Below are 23,162 nucleotides of genomic sequence, written 5' to 3' on the forward strand. Positions count from 1 at the left end.
ACAAGAACAAACGACATGCCCCGACCGTGCACGCCGGAGGAGATACGAAGGACCCCTCGTGCACCCGCCAGAGCCCGCTTATCCTTGCTGCCTTCCGGCCCTGGGGAGGTTCACAGGATGACGCCGCACGAGGGGCTGATCGCCACAGTACCCGGCCGGGCCAAAACCCGGACGCCCGACCCCCGCGTAAGACGCCTCACGCAACTGCCGCTACTCTGGCTGACGGAGGATTCGCCTAGAGGCCTAGGGCGCACGCTTGGAAAGCGTGTTGGGTTCACACCCTCACGAGTTCGAATCTCGTATCCTCCGCCGATGAAGGCCGGACCCAGCGGGTCCGGCCTTTCGCGTCTGCGGATGCCGCTGTGTGAGACGTTCATCGCGTCTCGTATGCTCCGGCACGAAAACAGTGCAGGCGAGGGCCGGCCCCGATCGGGCCGGCCCTCGTCGTCTGTCAGCGCTTGATCCGCACGCTGCCGCTGGTCTTCCGGCCGTCGTAGCAGCCGGCCTTCCTGGCGATCACGGTGACGGTCAGCTTCTTGCCGGCCCAGGACTTCTTGATCGTCAGGGCCGACCCGGTGCCGACGAGCTTCCCGTTCACCCGCCACTCGTACCGATAAGAATCAGCTCGCGGCGTCCAGCCGCCCACCGAGACCTTGACCTTGCGGCCCGCCTTGACGGTTCCGGTGATCTTCGGGGCCTTGGTCGCCTTCGGCGCCGCGCCCCAGCCCACCCAGCCGCCGGCGGAGACCGCCGGGGAGGTCAGCAGGTTGGCGCGGTGAGCGGTGACGGTCACGGTGAGTCGCTTGCCACGGAGAGAGGCCGGGATTGCGTACGCCGACCCGACCGCCCCCTTGATCGCCACCCCGTTCGCCGCCCACTGGTACGAGTAGCTGCTCGCCGCCGGACTCCACGTCCCGGCGACCGCCCGCACCGTCGACCCGACCCGGATCGTCCCGCTGATCGCCGGCGCCTTCACCAGCCGCAGCCCGGTCGCCGTCACGGTCAGCGCCCCGGCCAGCGTGGTGCTCCGCCCGTCCGCCGCGGACGCCGTGACGTTCCACAGCCCGGGCAGCGCCCCGGTGACGTCCGCGGTCGCGGTCAGCACGCCGTTCGCGACGGTCTGCACGACGGCGGTGATCGAGGTCGCGCCGGTACGGGTCAACCGCACCGTGTCCCCGGCCGCCACCTCGCCCCGCAGGGTCAGGGTCACCGGCCCGCTGTTCGGCGCGCTCGCCGGAGCGGCCGAGGTCAGCACGTACGGCTTCCCGTCACACGGCTCGTAGTCGCAGAGCGCGTCCATCCGGAACGGGACCGTCCCGGTCACCTCCTGCCGCGCCAGCACGAACAGCGCGGTGGAGGTGGCCGGCGCCGGGTACGGCAGGTACACGTCGCACCCGCGACCCCCGGTCATCCACGAGCAGCGCAGGATCGCGCCGCCGTCGCCGGTCGTGCTGAAGTAGTACGGCTCGGCGGCCGTGCTGCCGAGCACCGCCCGGAACTCGCTGCGCCCCTTGCTGACCGGCACCGCCACGCAGACCGCGGTGTGCGTGTCGTCCAGCGTCCCGGCCAGGCTGAAGCCGGGCGCCGCGGGCACCGCCGGGCACTGCTCCGCCGGCCGGTCCGCGGTGCCGAGGTTCCAGGTGTCGACCGCGTACGCCACCGGGCCGTCGACCGCGGACCGGACGAAGACCACGTACGACGTGGAGCCGCTGACCCGGCACGGCACGATGAATCCCGAGCAGCGTTCGGCGCCGGACCCGTCGATGATCCAGTACCGCACGCTGTTGTCGGCGGTGTTGCGCACCCCGAGCCAGTAGTTGTCGGCCGCCGCCGCGGTCACGCGGTAGCACCGGATGTCGTCGCGTGCCGCCAGCGTGCCGGTCGCGGCGACCCCGCCGAGCACCGTGTTGCCGGGCGTCTGGCAGGTCGCGCCGGTGGCGTCGCGCCGGCCGACCCGGTACTGGACGTTCTCGGCGGCCGCCCGCATCACGACCGTGTACGCCTTCCCGGTCGAGAACTTGCAGGTGGCCAGCGACGCCGAGGAGAGCAGCCCGGAGGCGCAGACCTGGTGACCGGCGCTGTCCGTGACGCTCAGGTAGGCCCAACCGGCGCCGTCGGTGACCGACGCGAACGTGAGGATCTCCGAGGCGGCGTGCTGACCGGCCGGGATGGTCCAGCAGGCGGTGGACCGGTCCGCGCCGAACGTCACGGTCCCGGCCGCCGGCATCGCCGGGCAGCCGGTGACCTGGTCGAGGCGCTGCACGACGACCGCGTAGTCGCCGGCCGACGAGTCCTCCGGCGCGGTGAGCAGCACCCGGTACGGCGCCGGGCCGGTCAGCACGCAGTCGTAACCGGAGCAGGCGTCGGTGCCGGCCGCGTTGATCAGCTGGGCGTCCGGGCGGGCCGCGCCGCTCGCGCGCAGCGTGGTGAGCACCGAGACGGTGGCGCCGGCCGGACTGGACAGCTCCAGGCAGTCGGTCTCGCCGGCGGTGGCGAACGAGCCGCGGGCCGCGCCGGTCGACAGCCCCTGGTCGGTCACCGCCACGCAGCCCGCGGCGGTCGGCGCGGTGAGCACGGTGGCGAACCGGCCCTCGTCGACCGTCTTGCCGGTGCCGCCGAGGATCAGGGTGTAGGTGCCCGCCGCGGGGAAGTCACAGAAGTATCCGGCCGAGCAGAGCCGCTTCCCGTCGGCCGTGTAGACCTGCGCATACTCCTCATAGTTCCGCTCGTCGACGGTCCGGACCAGGTACTTGCCGGCCGCCGGCACGGTCAGCGCCCGGCAGCGGTTGCCGCCGAGGGCGCCGGCCGGTGCCGTTCCGTACGCGCCGGGCGTCACCGGCACGCAGCCGGCCGGCGCGGAGAGCGACCCGATCTGGACCTTCACCCGCTCCGCCGCGCCCGCCTCGACGATCATCCGGTACGGCCCGCCGGCGGGCAGCACGCATCCGTCCTGGTACTCCTCGTACTCGGTGCAGAGGTCGGTGCCGGCCGCACCGGCGATCCAGTTCCGCCCGCTGCCGGCGGTGAACGCCGCGACCCGCTCGCCCGGCTTCGCGTCGAACGGCTGGCAGTACACCTCCAGCGGACCGGCCGGGGTGTAGGTGTGCACCGACCGGTCCCAGTCCAGGCCGGCGACCGGCGCGCAGCCCGCGTCACCGGCGACGTCGACCATCACGGCCTGGAAGTCGACCGTGTCGGCCGGCCAGTCGCCACGCTTGAACCAGAGCGTGTAGTCGCCGTCGGCGGGCAGGTCACAGAGGAACCCGCCGTAGCCACTCTCCTGGCAGACCTGTCCGGCGGGGCTGGTGAGGTACCAGCCGATCTGGCCGCCGTCGCTGGTGCGCACCAGCTTCGCGCCGGCCGTGGCGGGCACGGTGTAACAGGTGGTCTCCCCGGCGCCGAGCTTGACGTCGGCGATCTGGGCGGGCGTGAGCGGGCCGAAACCGCCCATCTCCAGAGTGTCGCAGCCGATCGGCCGGTCGGTGCGGATCAGCCGGAGGGTGTAGTCGACCGGGTTGCCGTACTCGTCCCGCAGGACGAACTCGTACTCGCCGTCCTGGTCCAGCGTGCAGTCGGCGCCGCCGAACTGGATCGGGCAGACCTGCTCGCCCGCCGGGTTCCGCAGCGTGCCGCGCAGGTCCGCGATGAAGTCCGGCACCGCGGTGGTGGCGGTGGTCTCCACGGTCAGCCGCATCCCGGCCGTCCCCGCGAAGCGGTAGCAGTCACCGGCCGAGCCGCCGGCCATCGACCGCGCCAGCGGGGTGCCGTGCACGGTGAAGGTGGCCGGGTCCAGCGTGGTGCAGACCGGCGAGGCGTCCCGGGATTCGACCTTGTTCCGGGCCGTGGCCGACGGCGAGGCCGAGACGGAGGGCGACGCCGACGGCGAGGAAGAGGCGGATGACGACGGGGACACCGACGGCGATGGCGACTCTTCCGCCCGTGCCGCGGCCGGCAACCCGACTGCTATGACCAGGCCGCCCAGCAGAGCGGCACTCCAACGTCTCACGATCTTCCCCCGGCTGGCCCACTACGACAGCGAGGGATCTTGCCAGGATGAATATTTAAGATGATTACAATCCCAGGATCCGGGAAGGGCCAGCTCAGAGGCGGCGACGATCCCGTTCCGGCGCTACAGCTGGCCGGCCGCTATGGCGTCGTCGACCTCCGGGAAGATGGCGAAGTACCGGTTCAGCCCGACCGTCTCCAGCAGCCTGGTCAGGAACGGGTTCGCCGCGGCGAAACTGAGCCAGCCGCCGCGGGCCGTGATCACCTCTTTGCTGATCACGAAGGTGCTCAGGCCGATCGAGTCGCAGAACTTCAGCTCGGTCAGATCCACCACGATCCGGGGCACCGGCCGCTCCAGCAGCCCGGCGAGGGCGGTGCGCAGTTGATCAGTGGTGTCCGCGTCGAGCTCGCCCTTGAGATGCAGCACGGCGACGTCCGGCCGGTGCTCGGTGATGGTGGCTCGCATGGGGATCACTTTCTACCCGTGGATGGAAATTCAGGGTAGATTGCGCAGAATCGCGCACATCGGACTGAACGTGCGTCGCAGACCGGCTTGACACATACGAAAAGGCCGGACCCAGGGGGTCCGGCCTTGTCGAAGGCTGAGCCGAGCAGTCAAGCACCAACGGCGCAGCCCTGGCTCCTGGCGCGCCTTACAACTCGCGCCACTGCCAGCGTGGACCACGCCACGCGTCGGCCAGGATCATCGCTGACGCCCGGCCTGGACACTGCTGCACCTTCGACTTCCCTTCGGGTCCGCCCAGTTGGGCCTCGACCTCCCAGAGGTTGCCGTCGGTGCGGACGAAGACATCCCGGCGCTGGAGCCGGATGTCGCCATTCCACCAGTGATGCTCAACTCTCACGTGTCAAATTTAGGACACCATCGACGAACTTGCCTTGGGGCGAATCTGTGAAAGTTTCTCGCCGCCCGGTCGGAACCACATTGTCTGATCCGGTGTATTTGGCCCGCGTGACTTGCGCTACACCCCATGTCGCTGGGCCGTCCATGATTCACTACAGAACGTAATTCAAGGCTTTGACGTGCGACGACATCTCGTCGTTACAAAACCAGCGCTGATCATGGAGAACGACCGAACGGACTAGGCTGGCACGGTACGCGCGGGCGACCCGCGCGCAAGGCACACAGAGTGACGGATGTGACGGGAGAAAACAAGAGAGCCCGATCCGTTTCCAGATCGGGCTCTGCTGGCGGTGGCGGCGGGATTTGAACCCGCGGAGGGCGTAAACCCTCACACGCTTTCGAGGCGTGCTCCTTAGGCCACTCGGACACACCACCGGGAAGTACGTTACCGGACGCCCGGAGCGGTCTGTCGCCGGGTGCCCCATAACCGCCCGGTACCGCGCTGACCTGGCAAGATCGGCAGCAGGAAAACCGACGAGACGGAGATAGAGCATGAGCGTGCACATCGGCGCCAAGCCGGGCGAGATCGCCGAGCGGGTGCTGCTGCCCGGCGACCCGATGCGGGCCAAGTGGATCGCCGAGACCTTCCTGGAGGACGCGGTCTGCTACACCCAGGTCCGCGGGATGCTCGGCTTCACCGGCACCTGGCAGGGCCAGCGGGTCTCGGTGCAGGGCTCCGGCATGGGCATGCCGTCGGCCTCGATCTACACCCACGAGCTGATCAACGAGTACGGGGTGAAATCGGTCATCCGGATCGGCTCCTGCGGCGCCCTGGCGATGGACCTGAACCTCGGCGACGTGATCGCCGCGATCGGCTCGGCGACCGATTCGAATATGAACCGCACCCGCTTCGACGGCCTGATCGACTACGCCCCGGTGGCCGACTTCGGCCTGCTGCGCACCGCCGTCGACACGGCCGCCGCCCGCGGCGTCCCGATGCGCGTCGGCCCGATCCTGGCCGCCGACGCGTTCTACACCGACCGGCCCGACCTGTACGACGCGCTGGCCCAGTACGGCGTGCTCGCGGTCGAGATGGAGTCGGCCGCGATCTACACCATCGCGGCCCGCTACGGCGCCAAGGCGCTCACCATCCTGACCGTGAGTGACCACATCAAGCGCGGCGAGGCGATGGACTCCGCCGAGCGCGAGCAGGGCTTCAGCAACATGGTCAAGATCGGCCTCGACACGATCACCGCCGACGCCTCCTGAAGATCAAGATCATGCTGACTCGGGTCCGCGCTGATCACTGATCGTCGCTCCCGCCAGGGACCCTTCCGGGCCGGGCTGGCCGCTGACGCGTCCAAAACGCCCGCCCCTCCAGGGCGACGCCCGCGGCCGCCCAAGACCGCCAACCCCAACCCCGAGCTGGCCCTGACCGCCCTATCCGCACTCTCGATAGGGCCATAGACACCAGCCCGACAAACCCGGCTGGCCCTGACGGCCCTATCCGTACTCGGGATAGGGCCATGGGGACCAGCCCGCGAACCCGACGAGCCCGGCTGGCCCTGGTGGCCCTATCCGCACCCGGGACAGGGCCGTAGACACCAGCCCGACAAACCCGGCTGGCCCTGACCGCCCCATCCGCACCCGGGACAGGGCCGTAGACACCAGCCCGACAAACCCGGCTGGCCCTGACCGCCCCATCCGCACCCGGGACAGGGCCATGGACGCCAGCCCGGCGAGCCCGGCTGGGCCTGGCGGCCCTATCTGGGCTTGGGACAGGGCTGTGGGGGCCAGCCGGGATTGCGGGGCTGGGCTTGACCCCCGGGGTTTGGGCGGACCACCGGGAGGTGGGCGTTCGGCCCGGATGCGGCCTCGCGGCCGGGAGGGGGCAGGGCCCGGCGTCGAGGGTCGGGACGGGGCTGTGCGGGTGGGGCGGGGCTAGGGCGTACCCGAGGATGGTGTTGGTCTTCGGGTTCGGCGGGCTGGAACCGGTGGGTCAGCGGAAGAAGTCGCGCATCAGCTGGGCACACTCGGTTTCGAGGACGCCGCCGTATACCTCGGGGCGGTGGTTGAGGCGGGGGTCACGGACGACGTCCCAGAGGGAGCCGACCGCGCCGGTCTTGGGCTCCCAGGCGCCGAAGACGACCGTCGCGATCCTGGCCAGGACCAGGGCGCCGGCGCACATCGTGCACGGCTCCAGGGTGACCACCAGGGTGCAGCCGTCCAGCCGCCATTCCCCGCGGGTCGCCGCGGCCCGGCGCAGTGCCAGCACCTCGGCGTGCGCGGTCGGGTCGCCGGTCAGCTCCCGCTCGTTGCCGGCGGCGGCCAATTCGGTCCCGTCCGGACCGAGAATGATCGCGCCGACCGGCACGTCCTCCGGTGAGGCGGACGCGGCGGACAGCGCCCGTCGCATCCATAACTCATGCCGCTCGCGACGGATCACGTGCCCGCGCAGCCCCTCAACTCATGCCGCCCTCGACGCATCATGCCTGGGCGGCGTCCAACTCATGCCGTCCGCAACGCATTACGCCTCGGGCGGCTTCCAACTCCTGCCGCTCGCGACGCATCACGCCTGGGGCGGCTTTCGACTCATGCCGCCCTCGACGGATCACGCCTCGCGCAGCTCCTCCATCTCGTCGCCGCAGCCGATCCGCTGGCAGATCTCCGCGGTGATGTCGGACGGCAGCATGCCCTCCATGCCGCACAGGGCCAGCAGGCGCTGCGCGGGAATGCCCAGATCGTTCAGCAGCTCGGCGTCGCCGATCGGATCGGCGTCCGGGTCCGCGGCCGGCCGGTCGTCCTCGTCGTCATCGTCGTCATCGTCGGTGCGATCGGCCAGGTCGTCCACCCCGAGCGCCGGCGTCTCCACCTCGCCGAGCAGCACCGACCCGATCCGCGACTCCTCGGCGAACGCCGAGTCGGACCCGAAGACCCGCAGGTCCTCGCCCTCGTCCAGGCGCAGGATCGCGAGGTACTCGTCGTCGCTCTCGACGAACAACAGCGCCAGCCCGGCATCCGGTTCGGCATCCCGGAGCGCATCCACCACCTCATCGATGTCGGCCAGGCCTGAAAGGTCCAGCTCCGACGCGGTCCACCCGTTCTTGCCCCGGGCGACAGCGGCAGCGAAAATCGACACGATTCCCCCAACGCGGTTCTTATCCTCAGCGCCTGACGGTAGCTGGTGCGGTGGCGGGCGTGACGCGCCACGCCCTGATCAGTTGGCGGTGCGGCGGCGCGTCGCGATCAGTTCGCGCAGCCGCATGCCGCGCGCACGTTGCGGCGGCGCCGACCCACGCATCGATTTAGCCTGGGCCAGAGCCGCCAGAAGTTCCAAACGGCGACGGCAGCGATCCGCGTCGAGCCGCTGCGGTGAGGGGGCCATGAAGCCGAGAGTGCCGAGCCGCCCGGCGTTCGTCAAGGGTCGATCCGCACTTCGGCAGACCCGGTGCGCTGGGCGATCGACAGCTTCCGGAGCGTGGCCGAATCCGCAGGTCAAAAGCGGACAATCACCACAGCGGGAAGTCCTGCGTGTCGATCCACCGGGCGCCGGCGAAGCCGAGCGCGATGGAGAGCCCGAGTCCACTCACCACGGCCACCCCGAGCGCCACGCCCCGGTCGCCGATCAGGGTGAGCACCAGGGCCACCAGCCAGGCGCTGACCGCGGCGAGAATCGTCCACCAGACGTAGGAGGCGAGGTCGCGGCCGAGGCTGCCGAACAGGATGAGCCAGACGGTGCCGGCGGCGAGGCCACTGAGCACCTGCCGGGCCCCGATCGGGTGCGGCTCGCGGTAGACGGGCCGCGGTGGCAGCCCGGCGAGGTAGCCCGGCGGCGGCTGTGGTGGCGCGGGATACATACCCGCAGCCTATCCGGCGCGGAGATCGGTAGGGGTCGGCGCGGATCCGCGGCATCTGCCAGGATGTCGCGGTGCGTCTTATCCGTACCCTCTCAACTCTGACGATCGCGGCCGTGAGTCTGGCCGGCTGCGCGGTCGGCGGCTCCGGCTCCTCCGCCGCCGCCGACGCCGCCCCGGCGCGTGTCGCTGCCGCGCCCGCCGCGGCCCCCGCGACGATCCAGCTCGCCGCGGCCGCCGCGACCAAGAAGTACGCCTTCCCGGTCGCCGCCAAGAACGTGTCCTGGCACGACACCCACGCCGGCTACAAGGCCACCGACATCTTCGCCAACTGCGGCTCGAAGGTGGTGGCCACCACGAACGGCGTGGTCCTCGAGGTCAGCCGGGTCGACAAGTACAAGAAAGGGGTGAAGGACGGCCCCTACAACGGCGGCAAGTTCGTCTCGATCCTCGGTGACGACGGTGTCCGGTACTACGGCTCGCACCTGCAGTCGGTGACCAAGGGCATCAAGGCCGGCGTCCGGGTGAAGGTCGGCCAGCAGGTCGGCAAGGTCGGCAAGACCGGCAACTCGAGCGGCGTCTGCCACCTGCACTACGGCATCTCCCCCGCCTGCAAGAAGGTCGGGGACTGGAAGGTGCGGCGCGGCGTGGTGTGGCCGTACTCGTACCTGAAGTCGTGGCGCAAGGGCGGGCAGAAGAGCCCGGTCGCGGCCGTGAAGAAGTGGAACAAGGCGCACGGCTGCAAGGCCTGAGCCTTTGCCCGGGGTCCGCGCGTCGGCGCGGGCCCCGACGTCTATAAACAGAGACGTGCGCATCGCGGTCATCGGTCTGGGGCTCATCGGCGGCTCGCTGTTGCAGGCGCTCGCGGGCGCCGGCCACGAGGTGAGCGGCTACGACGCCGACCCGGCGACGCGGGAGCTGGCCCGGGCGGCCGGTTACGACGTCCGGGAGACGGCCACCGCCGCGACGGCGGGGACCGCGGTCGCGGTGCTGGCCGTGCCGCTGCCGCATCTGTCCGGCGTGCTGGCCGAGCTGGCGGACTACCCCGGCCTGCTCACCGACGTGACCTCGGTGAAAGGTCCGGTGCGGGAGCTCGCCGAGGGGCGCCGGTTCGTCGGTGGGCATCCGATGGCGGGGACCGAGGCGTCCGGGTTCGCGGCGGCCGATCCGGAGCTGTTCCGCGGGTGCGTGTGGGTGCTCTGCGTGGAGCCGCACGGGACCGATCTCGACGACTGGATGGTGCTGGCCCGGCTCTACACCGCGCTGGGCGCCCGGGTGCTGCCGGTCACGGCGGCCGAGCACGACAACGCGGTGGCCTCGATCAGCCACGTGCCGCATCTGCTGGCCGCGGCCCTGGCCAGCAGGCTGGCCGGGAGTCCGCTGAACGCGGCGCTGGCCGCCGGCTCGTTCCGGGACGGCTCCCGCGTCGCGGCCACCCGTGCGGAGCTGATCGCCGCCATGTGCGGGGGCAACGCCGCCGAGGTGGCTAACGAGCTCCGCCGCGTGATCAGCGATCTCGAGGCGCTGCTGGATGATCTGGAGCTGACGGATCCGGTGCCGGCGCTGCTCCCCTACCTGCGAAACGCGGGTGAGTTGCGGCGGACCTGGCCGCCGAAACCGGGCGTGCCGAGCCGGATGCCGTGGCCGCCGGTGTCGCCGCCGGGCCGCCCGTGGCTGGCCGCGCCGGCCCACACGCTGCTGGAGCTCGGCCGGGCCGGCGGCTGGATCACCGAGGTGCACGATGACGGACTCACGACAATGCGGCCAGAAACTGACCGCTAAGCCGCCTAGCGTGGTTCCCGACGGAGAAACCGCGACTTAGGAGTCGGCATGCCCGGTCAGGTCGGACCCATCAGCAACGAGCAGGAGGGCCTGCTCGCCTACCTCGCCCAGATGCGCTACCAGCTGCGGCTGACCGCTTACGGCCTCACCCCGGAGCAGCTGCGCGCCACGCCGAGCGCCAGCACGCTCAGCGTCGGCGGCCTGATCAAGCACTGCGCGTCGACCGAGGAGGGCTGGATCGCCACCGTGCGGGGCAGCGACCAGAAACCCGACTTCGCCAAGTACCAGGAGAACTTCGCGCTGGCCGAGGGCGAGACGATCGACGAGCTGTTCGCCCGCTACGACCGGATCGCCGAGGAGACCGAGAAGACGGTCACCGAGATCGACGACCTGGGCCACCGCATCCCGGTGGACAAGTCGGTCCCGTGGAACCGGCCCGATCTCGACCACTTCACGCTGCGCTGGATCCTGCTGCACCTGATCCAGGAGACCGCGCGGCACGCCGGGCACGCCGACATCATCCGGGAGAGCATCGACGGCGCCACCGCGTTCCCGCTGATGGCGGCCGCCGAGGGCTGGCCGGACACCCCGTGGCTCAAGGCCTGGGTCGCTCCCCACGATCGAGCCTGATCACCCGGCGGTCGGTGACGATCGCCGTCACCAGGTCGGCCGGGGTCACGTCGAAGGCCGGGTTGACCGCGTCGCTCCACGCGGTCACCTCGGCCGCCCCGCGATCCTCGATCTCGACGTGCCCGCCGGTCGGCGTCGCCACGTCGACCGTCGACTCCGGAGCCACCACCAGGAACGGGATCCCGGCCCGGCGGGCGCCGAGCGCGTGCGCGTAGGTGCCGATCTTGTTGATCACGTCGCCGTTCGCGCAGATCCGGTCGGCGCCGAGGATCACCGCGTCCACCTCGCCGCGCGCCATCAGGAACGGCCCGGCCGAGTCGACCGCGACCCGGTGCGCCACGCCCCACTGGGTCAGCTCCCACGAGGTCAGCCGGGCGCCCTGGAGCAGCGGCCGGGTCTCGCTGGCGATCACCCCGCCCAGCCGGCCGCGCCGGTGCAGCTCGCCGACCACGCCCAGCGCGGTCCCGATGGTCACCGCGCACAGGCCGCCGGTGTTGCAGTGGGTGAGCAGCCGGGCCCGCGGCCCGCACAGCTCGGTGACCAGGTCCGCGCCGTGGAAGGCCATCGACTGCGAGGCGGCGATCTCCTCGTCCCGGATCGCGCAGGCCTCGGCCAGCACCGCGTCCGGACCCAGAGGCAGCAGGTTCGCCGCGCGTTGCGCGCCGCGGGCCAGGTTCACGGCCGTGGGACGCGCGGTTTCGATTTTGCGTACGGCCTGAGCCAGCGCCCCCGGGTCGTCGGCATGCACCCGTGCCGCGAGCGCGACGCCGAACGCCCCGGCCACGCCCAGCGCCGGAGCACCGCGCACCGCCAGCGACTGGATCGCCGCGATCAGCTCCCCGACCGTGTGCAGGCGCAGCACCCGCAGGTCGCCGGGGAGCGCCGTCTGATCGATGATCTCAACGGCGCCGTCCACCCAGTCGATCGTTCGCATGCTCCGCAGACTATCGATCGGTCCTGTCCCTCAGGTGAGTGAGCATCTCGCGGAACAGGTCGTCGCTCTTGCCCATCTTGTCGGCGGTCCACCGCTCCTCGATGCCGACCGTGCGCCCGTCGTGCAGCAGCAGCGTCGCGGTGACCGGCACCTCCCGGTCGATCCGCACGGTGGCGATCTCCTCGAACGCGATGTAGCGGTATCGTGCCGCCAGCTCGGCCGCCGAGACACCGCCGAGCAGCGCCGCCACCCGCTTGTCCCCGTCGTCGGTCGACTTCGGCGCCGGCGTGATCACGAAACCCTTGCTGAGCAGGATCAGGTCGGCGTGCTCGCCACCGTCCACCTTGACGTTCGGCATCGCGCCGAGCACCTCGGCGCCCTGCCCGGTGGCCCGGGTCTGCACCACCGTCGCGGTCTCCACCTGCACGCCCCGCTCGGCCATCCGGCGGCGCGCCTCCTCCAGGGTCTCCGGGGCGACGGCCAGCTTGGCGATCTCGGTGAAGTCGACCGGCTGCCCGTCGCGGTCGACCAGCCTGGCCGGCTCCGACCAGGAATGCTGCCAGCGGACCTGGCCGGAGCGCACCGCGGCGAGCTCGATCAGGTTCTCCATCACGCCGGCGAACTCGGCGACCGCCTCCGCGCGGGTCGCCTTCGGGAAGAACTCGGCCGCCAGGTCACCGAGCCGGCCCGCCTCGACCAGCCCGAACACCTCGGCGAGACCGGCCGCCGGGACGCCGGTGTGCCGGGCCGCGCTGCGGAACACCCGGTCGGCGCGGTTCTGCGTCACCAGCGTCATCGACGCGGCGGTGAAGTCGGCCCAGGGCAGGACGGTACGCGTCCCGAAGTCGACGACCTCCCGCTGCAACGCCAGGCCGGCCGCCTCGACGGCGGGCAGCAGCACGCTGGCCGGCCGCCCGTCCACCGCGTGCGGGGTGCGCGGCGCGGCCCGCATCGCGGCGATCCGGTCGGCGATCGCCGGGTGGCTGTCCCAGCGCGAGGTCTCGTCGGACGGCTCCTGCTCCCGCAGCTCGGCGAGCTCGTCGGCGCGGGCCCGGTAGAGCTGGCTGAACCCGCCGAAGACGTCGTCCGGCGCGTAGCCGAGCTCCCAGCCGTACCCGATGTACCGGCCCATGTAGAAGTTCCACGCGGCGTCGACGACCGGCAGCTCGCGCATCGAGGAGACGGCGGCCTCCACCCCGGCCACCCGGACCGAGGCGAGGTCGGCCTCCAGCTCCTGCCGGCGTGCCACCGCGCTGCTGACCAGGCGGTACAGCCAGCCGTACGCCTTGAACACCCAGCCGAACACGTTCCAGGTGCCGACCCGGTCGAGGGTCTCGTGCATCGCCAGCCGGCCCCGGTAGGCGACCGCCGACAGCCGGGTGTGCGAGCCCGAGTAGTGCCCCAGCTCGTGGGCGAGCACCGAGCGCATCTGGTCCACACTGAACGTCTGCATCAGCGGCATGCCGATGTACAGCCGGCGCGTCCCGCCGATCAGGCCGAGCAGCCGGGTGTCCTCGCTGACCGCCGCGTTCACCTCGGGGACCAGCCGGATCTCGTCCGGCGCCCGGGTGCCCACCTCGGCGGCCAGCGCGCGCACCTGCTGCCACAGCTCGGGCGCCTGCTCCGGGGTGACGACCAGGCCCTCCGGCTCGCCGGGCTTGGCCCGCACCGCCCGCCACAGACCGGCCACCACGGCGCCGACCGCGGCGATCAGCAGCCAGCTCAGCTTGGCCGCGCCCACGCCGTGCGCGTGCGTCCAGATCTCGTAGAGGAGCCAGCCGACAAGGGCCAGCTGCACCAGTCCGAGCAGATAGAAACCGGCCAGCATGACGACCGAGATCGCGGCACGCAGCGCTGTGGGCATCGCGGTGTTCTCCCCTGTTACGCCGCCGCCCCGACCAGGCGGCGCAGGGAAGATACCGGCATGAATCTTTGCCCGGCAACCCCGCGAGGCCGCGGCTCCGGTCGTACGAAAAACGGGTTTGAATGCCTTTAGGGTGTCGGTATGGCATCCCGTGACCCGGTCGCCGATCTGCGGCGCATCGCGTTTCTGCTGGAGCGGGCGAACGAGGCGACCTACCGGGTGAAGGCGTTCCGGTCGGCCGCCGCGACGGTGAGCAAGACGCCGCACGACGAGCTGGTCGAGCGGGCCACCGCCGGCACCCTGGCCAAGCTCGCCGGGGTCGGTGAGGTGACCGCCCGCTGCGTGACCGAGTCGCTGGCCGGCGAGGAGCCGGTCTACCTGCGGCGGCTGGTCAGCACCGAGGGCGCCGACCTGCCGGCCGAGGCCACCGCCCTGCGGCAGGCGCTGCGCGGCGACTGCCACGTGCACTCGGACTGGTCCGACGGCGGCTCGCCGATCGAGGAGATGGCGCTGGCCGCGGCCGAGGTCGGGCACGAGTACTTCGTGCTCACCGACCACTCGCCGCGGCTGACGGTGGCCCGCGGGCTGACCGCCGAGCGGCTGCGCCGCCAACTGGACCACGTGGCGAAACTGAACGCGCAGCTGCCGGAGGGCTTCCGGATCCTCACCGGCATCGAGGTGGACATCCTGGAGGACGGCTCGCTGGATCAGGAGGACGAGCTGCTGTCCCGGCTGGACGTGGTGGTCGGCTCGGTGCACAGCAAGCTGCGTGACGACTCGGCCAGGATGACCCGCCGGATGCTGGCCGCGATCGCCAACCCGCACCTGGACATCCTCGGGCACATGACCGGGCGCAAGGTGGCCGCCGCCGGGGCCGGCGACGCCGCGCACCGGACCGCCCGGACCCGGCCGCCGAGCACGTTCGACCTGGAGAAGGTGCTGGCCGCCTGCGTCGAGCACGACAAGGCCGTGGAGATCAACTCCCGGCCGGACCGGCTCGACCCGCCGAAACGGATGCTGACCGTGGCGGTCGAGGCCGGCTGCCGGTTCAGCATCGACACCGACGCGCACGCCCCGGGTCAGCTGGACTGGCTGGGCAACGGGTGCGAGCGGGCGGCGCTGTGCGGCGTGCCCGCCGATCGGGTGGTGAACACCTGGACCGCCGACCGCCTGCTGGAGTGGACGGCGTCGCATCGCTGAAATCGGACGGCTTGCGCCCCGCCACATCCCCTAAGGTCGGGCCGTGGGACGAATTGACGAACTCGCCAACCGATATGTCGACGAGTGGGCCGAGCTGAACCCGACCGGCGCCACCGCCGTCGGCATCTCGGGTTACGACGACAAGACCGACGACCTCTCACCGGAGGGCTTCGCGGCCCAGGCGGACCTGGTGCGCCGCACCCTCAACGAGCTCGACGTGCTGGAGCCCGAGCACGAGTCCGAGCAGGTCGCCAAGGACGCCATGATGGAGCGTCTCGGCCTGGAGCTGGCCCGGTTCGACGCCGGCTACGCGGCCACCGACATCAACGTGATCGCCAGCGCCCTGCACGGGCTGCGGATGGTGTTCGACATGATGCCGACCGAGGGCGAGCCGGCGGTGGCCAACATCGCGGCCCGGCTCAACGGCCTGCCGCTCGCGCTGGAGCAGTACCGCCGGACCCTGGTGGAGGGCGCCGACCGGGGTGTGGTCAGCCCCCGGGCGCAGCTGGTGGCGGTCGCCGAGCAGTGCGACGCGTGGACCGACGCGAGCCGGGACAACTTCTTCGAGGGCCTGGCCGGCCGGCTGGAGGCGTCCGGGGCGCTCGCCGCCGAACTGCGCCGGGGCGCCGCCGCCGCGACCGCCGCGACCGCGGAGTTCGGCCGGTTCCTGCGCGAGGAGTTGTCCCCGCGCGGGCGGGCCAAGGAGGCCGCCGGGCTGGAGCGATACACGCTGGCCTCGCAGTACTTCCTGGGCGCCAAGGTGGACCTGCTGGAGACGTACCACTGGGGATTCGCCGAGCTGTACCGCCTGGAGCGGGAGATGCTCGCGGTCTCCGCGGCGATCGCCGGCTCGGGCGCCTCGATCGACCTGGCGGTGCAGACGCTGGACGCCGACCCGGCCCGCAACATCGCCGGCAAGGAGCAGTTCCGCGACTGGATGCAGGCGCTCTCCGACCGGGCGATCACCGAGCTGAACGGCACCCACTTCGACATCGAGGCGCCGGCCCAGAAACTGGAGTGCTGCCTCACCCCGACGAGCGACGGCGGCATATACTACACCGGACCGAGCGAGGACTTCTCCCGGCCGGGCCGGATGTGGTGGGCAGTGCCGGAGGGGCAGGAGTCGTTCTCCACCTGGCGCGAGGTGACCACGGTCTACCACGAGGGCGTGCCCGGCCATCACCTCCAGGTCAGCCAGGCCCTGCTCCGCGCCGGCACGCTCAACCGCTGGCAGCGGCTGCTCTCCTGGTGCTCCGGGCACGGCGAGGGCTGGGCCCTGTACGCCGAGCGCCTGATGGACGAGCTCGGCTATCTCACCGATCCGGGCGACCGGCTCGGCATGCTGGACGGCCAGGCGCTCCGCGCGGCTCGCGTGATCGTCGACATCGGCATGCACCTCGAACTGGAGATCCCCAAGGACAACCCGTTCGGCTTCCACCCGGGCGACCGTTGGACACCGGAGCTGGGCTGGGAGTTCCTCCGGGCGCACACCCGGATGCAGGAGGACGTGCTGCGGTTCGAGTGGAAGCGGTACCTGGGCTGGCCGGGGCAGGCGCCGTCGTACAAGGTCGGCGAGCGGATCTGGTTGCAGGCGCGGGACGAGGCGAAGCAGCGGCACGGCAGTGACTTCGACCTCAAGACATTTCACCGAGATGCCCTTAATCTGGGCTCATTGGGCCTTGATCCACTTCGGAAAGCACTAAGCAGGATTTAAGTCATTAGGGTCTCTCCGTGTCGAAAACGGGACGGAGAGGCCCTCTTTTTATGTCGTGATCCGACTACGGAGGGTAGGTTTCTGCCTTTCCGTAATTGTCGGACCACTTTCCGTGGACCATACCGCACCCAAGACGTAACGAATCCGAAGTAGAACTCATATTCACGTCTTGGCCGCCATCCGGATACCATCTCCGCGGCACGTGTCACTCAGCCGACGCCCCCACGCTGCGGGTACAGCGGGTTCGGCAGTGCTGCGTATCCCCCGATCAGCCGAGCGAACTCTGACCCTTGGAAAGGGGTTTCTTGAGGATTTCTCGGATAGATTGACCCAGATCGGTGCGCCCGCATGGCTACGTTCTGTAGCCCCCCAATGGCCCATCGCGTGTGTGCATGGCGGAGGACGAAAGCAATGTCAGTCTCGGTGAACAGCCGGCGAACCCGTTTACGCTCCGCCCTCGCGGTGGTGCTGACGGCTCTTGTCCTGCTGCCGGCCGCAGGCCTGTTCCTGCGGGTCCTGCAAGAGAACTCCCACCAGCGCGACAACACCAAGCTCGAACAACAGGGCGTGGAGTATTTGACCGCCCTGTCGACGCTGGTCAGCGCTCTCGCCGAGTCGCAGGCCTCGGCCCTGCAGGGTGTCCCCGCGGAGCCGGCCTCGGTGACCGCGGCCGTGGCCCGGGTGCAGGGTGTCGACGAGCGCCTCGGTGACGACCTGGAGACCAAGACCCGCTGGGCGGATCTCAAGGACAAGATCTCCAAGCTGCCCAAGATCCCTGCCGACACCGCTGCGGAAAAGGTCTTCGAGGCACACGTCGAGGTCGCTGACCTGACGCTGGAGATGTACGACCTGGTCGCCGAGAACTCCACGCTGGCGCAGGACGACGACAACGACATCTGGTTCCTCCAGGAGGCGGTCACCGTCCGCATGCCGGAGGCGGTCACCGCGGTCAGCCGGATGAGCGACCTCGCGTCGATGGCCGCCGGCGCCAAGAAGGCCCAGCGCCAGCTGCTCACCGTCAGGTTCGGTTACGAGGCGCTGGCCGTGCAGGACAGCGTCGGCGAGGTGACCGACAGCCTCCAGGAGGCGGTCGACAGCACCAACAGCGACACGCTCAGCGGCAACCTGGTCAGCAACCTGGACTCGTTCCGCCGTGGCATCGAGGCCGCCAACCGTGGCGCCAACCTCGGTAGCGGCGCCCCGAACGCGTCGACCCTGGTGACCGCGCAGTCGACCCTCCAGACCGCGCTGAGCGCGCTGTCCGGCGTGGTGCTCAAGGAGATCTCCGGCCTGCTCGACGACCGGATGGACACCCTGAACTACAAGCGGTTCGAGGCGTACGCCCTGTTCGGCATCGCCGTCGCGCTGATCGTGGTGGCCACCTTCTGGACCCGCGTCCGGGCCCGTGAGGTGCGGTCCGGCCTGACCTCGCAGTCCGGTGAGGGCAGCCGCGACGTCTCGGTCCAGGCGGCCGGCTCGTACGACTCCACCTACGGCGACATCCCCAACTACGGCGGCGGGCGGGAGCGTACCGGTGCTCTTCGCTAAGTTCCGCATCCTGGGCAAACTCGCCCTGTTGGTGCTCGTGCCGCTGCTGGGCGTCCTCGCCCTGACAGTGCCGATCATCTACAACCGTGTCTCCGCGGCGTCGACCGCGCAGGAGACCTCGGACACCGTCCGGCTGGCCACCCGGCTCAGCACCGCGATCCTGGAGCTCCAGGAGGAGCGTCTGCTCTCGGTGGGCTACCTCCTGGGCCTGGTCGAGCGGCCGGACCTGGTCGTGCAGAGCGCCGAGGCCTCCGACAAGGTGGCCGAGCTGCTCAACGACGAGGAGCTGACCCTGCCGGCCGCGCTGCGCCGGTCGATCGTCCTGGCCACCAAGCTGAACGCCACCCGGCAGAACGTGCTCAACGGTCTGACCCAGCCGATCGAGGTCGTCCAGGACTTCACCAACGTCGTCACCCCGATGATCGACGGCCTGGCGCTCTCCACCCACGCCGACCTGACCACCTCCGTCGGCCAGCAGGTCTTCGCCCTGGAGCGCTCGATGCGCTCCGACGACCTGATCAGCCAGGCCTCGTGTTACCTGGCCACCGCCGTGGCGGTCGCCAAGGCGCCGGACGCGAAGACCCGGGCCGCCGCCCCGCTGCTGCTGACCCAGTTCAGCAACACGTTCAGCGAGATCCAGTCGATCATCACGTCGTCGAAGCCGTACTTCACCGACGGCCAGTACAAGCTCTACCTGAGCACGCAGGACGCGTTCCAGTCCCGGGTGGGCCCCGAGTTCACCACGGCGCTGGCGACCAACCCGACCCTGGCGCTGGTCAACCTCCGGATCAAGACGCTGTTCCCGTCGCTGACCTCCGTCATGGTGCTCGGTGGTTTCGTCGAGAAGCGCGTGGCGAAGGACGTGGACGTCGCCGTTACCGGCAACCGGGACAGCGCCATCCAGCAGGCGGTGTTCGTCGGTGGTGGCGCGCTGCTCCTGCTGATCGTCGTGGTCACGCTCTCGATCTTCATGTCCCGCGCGGTCGCCCGGCCGCTGCGTCGTCTGACCGTCTCCGCCGACCGCATCGCCCGCGCCGCCGAGGCCGAGCTCGAGCGCGTCGCCGACGACGAGGGCGAGGCCCAGGTACGCCCGATCCGCCTGGACCCGGTCGACGTCGAGGCCCAGGACGAGATCGGTGACCTGGCCCGCGCGTTCGACCGCGTGCAGACCACCGCCGCCCGGCTGGTGGAACGCCAGGTGCTCGGCCGTCGTAACGTCGCCCAGATGTTCGGCCACGTCGGCCGGCGTACGCAGAACCTGGTCGGCCGTCAGCTCTCCCTGATCGACGGTCTGGAGCGCCGGGAGACCGACTCCGACCGCCTGCGCGAGCTGTACCGACTGGACCACATGTCCAGCCGTCTGCGCCGGAACGCGTCCGCGCTGGTCGTGCTCTCCGGTGGCGCCGGCGCGAACGAGCACATGGCGCCGCTGCCGCTCTCCGACGTCGTCCGTCTCGCCCTCGGTGAGATCGAGGACTACACCCGTGTCGAGGTGGACGTCCCCGAGGAGATCGTCGTGGTGCCGGCCGTCCTGGCCGACCTCACCCTGCTCCTCGCCGAGCTGCTGGAGAACGCCACCACGTTCTCCCCGCCGCACACCACCGTCGTGGTCTCCGCCGAGGAGCTGCGCGGCGGCGCCCGCCTGGCGATCATCGACCACGGCCTCGGCCTCCAGCCCGAGCGGCTGGCCGAGGAGAACGCCCGGCTGACCCGCCGTGAGCGACTGGACCTGGCGCCCACCGAGGTGCTCGGCCTGTTCGTGGTCGGCCGGCTCGCCCGCCGGCACGGGATCGAGGTCACCCTGACCGACACCCCGGACGGCGGTCTGACCGCCTGGATCGACCTGAGCCCGCAGCACCTGATCGCCCGGGTGGAGAGCCTCGCCCCGGCCGGGATGCAGGCCCCGCCGGCCGTACCGGCGGCGGCCGCGATGCCGCAGATCCCGGCGCAGCGCGAGCCGCTGATCTCGCCGGTGAGCGGCGCGCTGCGCGGCAACACCGCCGAGGTGGCCATCGCCAGCACCGCGGTCCGTACGGTCCCGGGCAGCCAGCAGCCGTTCGACCCGAACGTGCTGAACCGGGCCACCCGGACGCTGGAGTCGGTCCCGTCCTGGAACGCGTTCGGCGCCGAGCCGGCCCAGCCGGCCGTCGAGGACCCGTACGCGGGTCAGCCGGTCTACGACGCCGAGCCGGTGTACTCGCCGGGGATCGCGTACCAGGAGCCGGCCTACCAGGCGCCGGCCCCGTCGCCCGGCTACCACAGCGGCATCCCGGTCGCCGGCCGGGTGCCGGGCGCGATGCCCGAGCTGCCCGCCGCCGGTCAGTCGGCCTGGGGCAACGACCCGGCCCTGCCGGCCGCGCCCGGCTGGAACACTCCGCAGCCGTCCGAGACCGCTTGGAACGTCCCGGACGAGCCCGCCTGGAACGCCCCGGCCCCGGCGCAGAGCACGAACAGCTGGAACACCCCGGCCCCGGCCGAGAGCAACTGGAACACCCCGGCCCCGGCCGAGAGCAGTTGGAACACCCCGGCCCCGGCCCAGAACCACTGGAACACCCCGCAACCGGCCGAGCCGGTCTGGAACACCCCGGCTCCGGCCGTGGAGGCGCCAATGGCTTCGGCCAGCAACTCGGGCTACTCGGCCCCGGTCCCGGAGCCGACCGCTCCGGAGCCGGTGATCGCTCAGCAGAACGGCGGCAACAAGCCGCTGCGCCGCCGGGTGCCGGGCAGCCAGCTCCCCATGGAGACCGGTCCCAAGCAGCACGCCGCGGCGCCGTCGCAGGACGACGCCCTGGCCGCCCGGGCCGCCTTCGACGCCTTCGAGGCCGGTGTCAGCCGGGCTCACGAGACCAGCACGACCATTCCGGCCCCGGACTTCGCGGGCGGGCAGTGGAACATGCCGGCCTCGATGCCCGACCTGCCCGCGCCGCAGTGGAACGTGCCGGCGCCTGAACCGGCCAGGTCACAGCAGTGGGACGCCCCCGCTCCGGTGGCCGTTCCGACGCCGCCCCCGCCGCTGTCCAACGGTGGTGGCTTGACTCGCCGCGTGCCGGGCGCAACCCTGCCTCGCGACGAACCTCACCAGCCGATCCTTCCGCCGGCGCCGGTCCAGATGGACCCGGAGCAGGCCCGAGCACTGATGGATCAGTTCGAGTACGGCGTCGCACTCGCACTGAATGAAACTCAGCCACAACCCGAGGGACAACCGCGATGACTTCCCCATACCCCACCGCGCAAAGTCAGCTCAGCGCCGAAGCCAAAACCTTCAACTGGCTGCTTGACTCCTTCACGTCCGGTACAGCGGGCGTGATCGAAGCCATCGCCGTCTCCTCGGACGGTCTGCTGATGGCGATGTCCGCGATCAAGGACCGCCCCAACGCCGAGCGTCTCGCGGCCGTCGTGTCCGGGCTCACCAGCCTGTCCGGCGGCGCCGCGAGCTGGTACCGGCTGGGCGCCCTGAACCGGGTCATCATCGACATGGCCGACGGCTACCTGCTGGTCACCGCGATCAGCGCCGGCTCGGTGCTCGGCGTGATCGCCGACCGGAGCGCCAACCTGGGCACCCTGGCGTACGAGATGACGCTCTTCGCCACCCGGGCCGGCGGCGCCCTGAGCCCGCGCCTGATCGCCGAGCTGAAGAACGCCGTCCAGCAATGACGTACCCGGACCCCGTCGACGAACCGGTACCTCCGGCGCGCTCCGGAGTCCGGCCCTTCCTGCAATCCGGTCCGAAGCACTCGGCCGGCGGCTACACCCCCACCGGGGAGCACCCGCCGGTCGAGCAAGGACAGACCAACACTCTGCGCCCGTTCGTCATCACGGCCGGACGCACCGATGGAGGCGACCCCGACATCGGTATGGAGACTCAGGTGACGGTGGTGCATGGCGCGCCGCCGTCCCGGCTCTCACCGGAAACCAGGGCGATCGTGTCTCTCCTCGAGGAGAGCCCGATTTCGGTAGCCGAGATCTCCGCACGACTGCGCCTGCACCTGGGCGTCTGCCAAATCCTCGTCGGCGACCTGCGCGCCGCGGGTCAGGTCGACATCCAGGGCATTGAAAACGACACCCCTGACCCCGAGACCATCATGCGAGTGATCCGTGGACTTCGATCCATCAGCTAACCGCGTCGTCGGTACCGCGCGCATACCGGGCGCTCCCGCGCCCAAGAAGGCGCCGGTTCCGGTCAAGATCATCGTGGCCGGCGGCTTCGGGGTGGGCAAGACGACGACCGTCGGCGCCATCTCGGAGATCTCTCCGCTGACCACCGAGGCCGAGATGACCTCGGAGTCGATCGGCATCGACAACGTCGGTCAGGCCACCACGAAGACCACCACGACGATCGCGATGGACTTCGGCGTGCTGACCATCGACCAGACGCTGAAGCTGTACATCTTCGGCACGCCGGGCCAGACCCGGTTCGCCTTCATGTGGGACGACCTGGTGAAGGGCGCCCTCGGCGCGCTGGTCGTGGTGGACACCAACCGCATCGACGACTGCTACCCCGCGGTCGACTACTTCGAGCGGGCGGGCCTGCCGTTCGTGGTCGGCGTGAACACCTTCAACGGCCAGATGGGCTACAGCCTCGACGAGGTGCGCTGGGCGCTCGCGGTCCGCGAGGACGTGCCGGTCATCTCCTACGACGCCCGGTTCCGTGCCTCCGTCCGGGACGCTCTGCTGGTCGTTCTCGACCAGGCGCTGGACAAGGCGATCCGGATGAAGGCCTGATCCGTATGGCGTCGTAGGGTGTGCGGCGAGTCGCCCGGTTCACAAGC

At 70.8% G+C, this 23,162-nt stretch carries 20 protein-coding genes, 2 tRNA genes and 1 other RNA gene; 12 read left to right on the top strand and 11 right to left on the bottom strand.

Translation table 11 applies throughout. From position 1 onward, the window contains the following. Positions 1-44: 44 nt before the first annotated feature. Positions 45-140, bottom strand: an RNA gene (gene ffs / locus Aiant_RS19795) — signal recognition particle sRNA small type. 84 nt (positions 141-224) lie between these two features. On the opposite strand from ffs, the gene Aiant_RS19800 reads away from it, so the two are divergent. Then, a tRNA-Ser gene (locus Aiant_RS19800) sits at positions 225-309 on the top strand. 142 nt (positions 310-451) lie between these two features. Here Aiant_RS19800 and Aiant_RS19805 read toward each other — a convergent pair. The 4 genes from Aiant_RS19805 to Aiant_RS19820 all read right to left on the bottom strand — a co-directional run bounded on the left by Aiant_RS19805 (position 452) and on the right by Aiant_RS19820 (position 5,302). After that, a complete protein-coding gene (locus Aiant_RS19805; RefSeq protein ID WP_189332238.1) occupies positions 452-4,006 on the bottom strand; it encodes a hypothetical protein in 3,555 nt (1,184 codons plus the stop codon). A gap of 123 nt (positions 4,007-4,129) precedes the next feature. Next, positions 4,130-4,471, bottom strand: a complete 342-nt coding sequence (locus tag Aiant_RS19810; protein ID WP_189332237.1) for an STAS domain-containing protein — start codon at positions 4,469-4,471, stop codon at positions 4,130-4,132. A gap of 187 nt (positions 4,472-4,658) precedes the next feature. Further along, positions 4,659-4,868 carry a hypothetical protein gene (locus tag Aiant_RS19815; RefSeq protein ID WP_189332236.1) on the bottom strand — a complete coding sequence of 70 codons (210 nt, stop codon included), beginning with the start codon at positions 4,866-4,868 and terminating at the stop codon, positions 4,659-4,661. 344 nt (positions 4,869-5,212) lie between these two features. After that, a tRNA-Ser gene (locus Aiant_RS19820) sits at positions 5,213-5,302 on the bottom strand. Between the two features lie 117 nt (positions 5,303-5,419). Between Aiant_RS19820 and deoD the strand changes: the two genes are divergently transcribed. Beyond that, positions 5,420-6,136: a purine-nucleoside phosphorylase gene (gene deoD / locus Aiant_RS19825; RefSeq protein WP_189332235.1), complete on the top strand. Its 717-nt coding sequence runs from the start codon at positions 5,420-5,422 to the stop codon at positions 6,134-6,136. 730 nt (positions 6,137-6,866) lie between these two features. Here deoD and Aiant_RS19830 read toward each other — a convergent pair. From Aiant_RS19830 to Aiant_RS19845, 4 genes are all read right to left on the bottom strand, one after another. Then, a complete protein-coding gene (locus Aiant_RS19830) occupies positions 6,867-7,283 on the bottom strand; it encodes a nucleoside deaminase (RefSeq protein WP_229830409.1) in 417 nt (138 codons plus the stop codon). A gap of 195 nt (positions 7,284-7,478) precedes the next feature. Then, entirely contained in the window at positions 7,479-8,006 is a 528-nt protein-coding gene (locus Aiant_RS19835; protein WP_189332233.1) for a tRNA adenosine deaminase-associated protein, read from the bottom strand. Positions 8,007-8,084: 78 nt separating this feature from the next. Further along, positions 8,085-8,288 (bottom strand): hypothetical protein, encoded by a 204-nt coding sequence (locus Aiant_RS19840; RefSeq protein WP_189332364.1) that lies wholly within the window; start codon positions 8,286-8,288, stop codon positions 8,085-8,087. A gap of 88 nt (positions 8,289-8,376) precedes the next feature. Then, positions 8,377-8,724, bottom strand: a complete 348-nt coding sequence (locus Aiant_RS19845; protein ID WP_189332232.1) for a hypothetical protein — start codon at positions 8,722-8,724, stop codon at positions 8,377-8,379. Positions 8,725-8,837: 113 nt separating this feature from the next. Between Aiant_RS19845 and Aiant_RS19850 the strand changes: the two genes are divergently transcribed. The 3 genes from Aiant_RS19850 to Aiant_RS19860 are packed head-to-tail and all read left to right on the top strand — an operon-like array spanning position 8,838 to position 11,133. Then, positions 8,838-9,473 carry a M23 family metallopeptidase gene (locus Aiant_RS19850; protein ID WP_229830407.1) on the top strand — a complete coding sequence of 212 codons (636 nt, stop codon included), beginning with the start codon at positions 8,838-8,840 and terminating at the stop codon, positions 9,471-9,473. 55 nt (positions 9,474-9,528) lie between these two features. Then, positions 9,529-10,503: a prephenate dehydrogenase/arogenate dehydrogenase family protein gene (locus Aiant_RS19855; RefSeq protein WP_189332230.1), complete on the top strand. Its 975-nt coding sequence runs from the start codon at positions 9,529-9,531 to the stop codon at positions 10,501-10,503. A gap of 48 nt (positions 10,504-10,551) precedes the next feature. Continuing rightward, a complete protein-coding gene (locus Aiant_RS19860; RefSeq protein ID WP_189332229.1) occupies positions 10,552-11,133 on the top strand; it encodes a DinB family protein in 582 nt (193 codons plus the stop codon). On the opposite strand, the gene mtnA is transcribed toward Aiant_RS19860, so the two are convergent. Together mtnA and Aiant_RS19870 are read right to left on the bottom strand one after the other, a co-directional pair. Further along, positions 11,099-12,067, bottom strand: coding sequence for an S-methyl-5-thioribose-1-phosphate isomerase (gene mtnA / locus Aiant_RS19865; RefSeq protein ID WP_189332228.1), 969 nt, complete (start codon positions 12,065-12,067; stop codon positions 11,099-11,101). The two genes, Aiant_RS19860 and mtnA, sit on opposite strands and share 35 nt — an antisense overlap. 10 nt (positions 12,068-12,077) lie before the next feature. Continuing rightward, on the bottom strand, positions 12,078-13,931 hold the full coding sequence (locus Aiant_RS19870; protein ID WP_189332227.1) for a M48 family metallopeptidase: 1,854 nt from the start codon (positions 13,929-13,931) through the stop codon (positions 12,078-12,080). Between the two features lie 141 nt (positions 13,932-14,072). Here Aiant_RS19870 and Aiant_RS19875 point away from each other — a divergent pair, with 141 nt between their 5' ends. From Aiant_RS19875 to Aiant_RS19905, 7 genes are all read left to right on the top strand, one after another. Then, on the top strand, positions 14,073-15,131 hold the full coding sequence (locus Aiant_RS19875) for a PHP domain-containing protein (protein ID WP_189332226.1): 1,059 nt from the start codon (positions 14,073-14,075) through the stop codon (positions 15,129-15,131). A gap of 43 nt (positions 15,132-15,174) precedes the next feature. Beyond that, positions 15,175-16,845, top strand: a complete 1,671-nt coding sequence (locus tag Aiant_RS19880; protein ID WP_189332225.1) for a DUF885 domain-containing protein — start codon at positions 15,175-15,177, stop codon at positions 16,843-16,845. A gap of 465 nt (positions 16,846-17,310) precedes the next feature. After that, positions 17,311-18,393, top strand: coding sequence for a hypothetical protein (locus Aiant_RS19885; protein ID WP_229830405.1), 1,083 nt, complete (start codon positions 17,311-17,313; stop codon positions 18,391-18,393). Continuing rightward, complete coding sequence (locus Aiant_RS19890) at positions 18,380-21,604, top strand: sensor histidine kinase (protein WP_189332223.1); 3,225 nt, start codon at positions 18,380-18,382, stop codon at positions 21,602-21,604. Before Aiant_RS19885 ends, Aiant_RS19890 begins: the two co-directional genes overlap by 14 nt. Then, entirely contained in the window at positions 21,601-22,047 is a 447-nt protein-coding gene (locus Aiant_RS19895; RefSeq protein ID WP_189332222.1) for a roadblock/LC7 domain-containing protein, read from the top strand. Before Aiant_RS19890 ends, Aiant_RS19895 begins: the two co-directional genes overlap by 4 nt. Further along, complete coding sequence (locus Aiant_RS19900; protein ID WP_189332221.1) at positions 22,044-22,511, top strand: DUF742 domain-containing protein; 468 nt, start codon at positions 22,044-22,046, stop codon at positions 22,509-22,511. Before Aiant_RS19895 ends, Aiant_RS19900 begins: the two co-directional genes overlap by 4 nt. Then, positions 22,489-23,115, top strand: coding sequence for a GTP-binding protein (locus tag Aiant_RS19905; protein ID WP_185038245.1), 627 nt, complete (start codon positions 22,489-22,491; stop codon positions 23,113-23,115). The genes Aiant_RS19900 and Aiant_RS19905 overlap by 23 nt, the downstream gene beginning before the upstream one ends. The last annotated feature ends 47 nt before the right edge of the window (positions 23,116-23,162 follow it).

It is taken from the genome of Actinoplanes ianthinogenes (assembly GCF_018324205.1).
Taxonomy (GTDB): domain Bacteria; phylum Actinomycetota; class Actinomycetes; order Mycobacteriales; family Micromonosporaceae; genus Actinoplanes; species Actinoplanes ianthinogenes.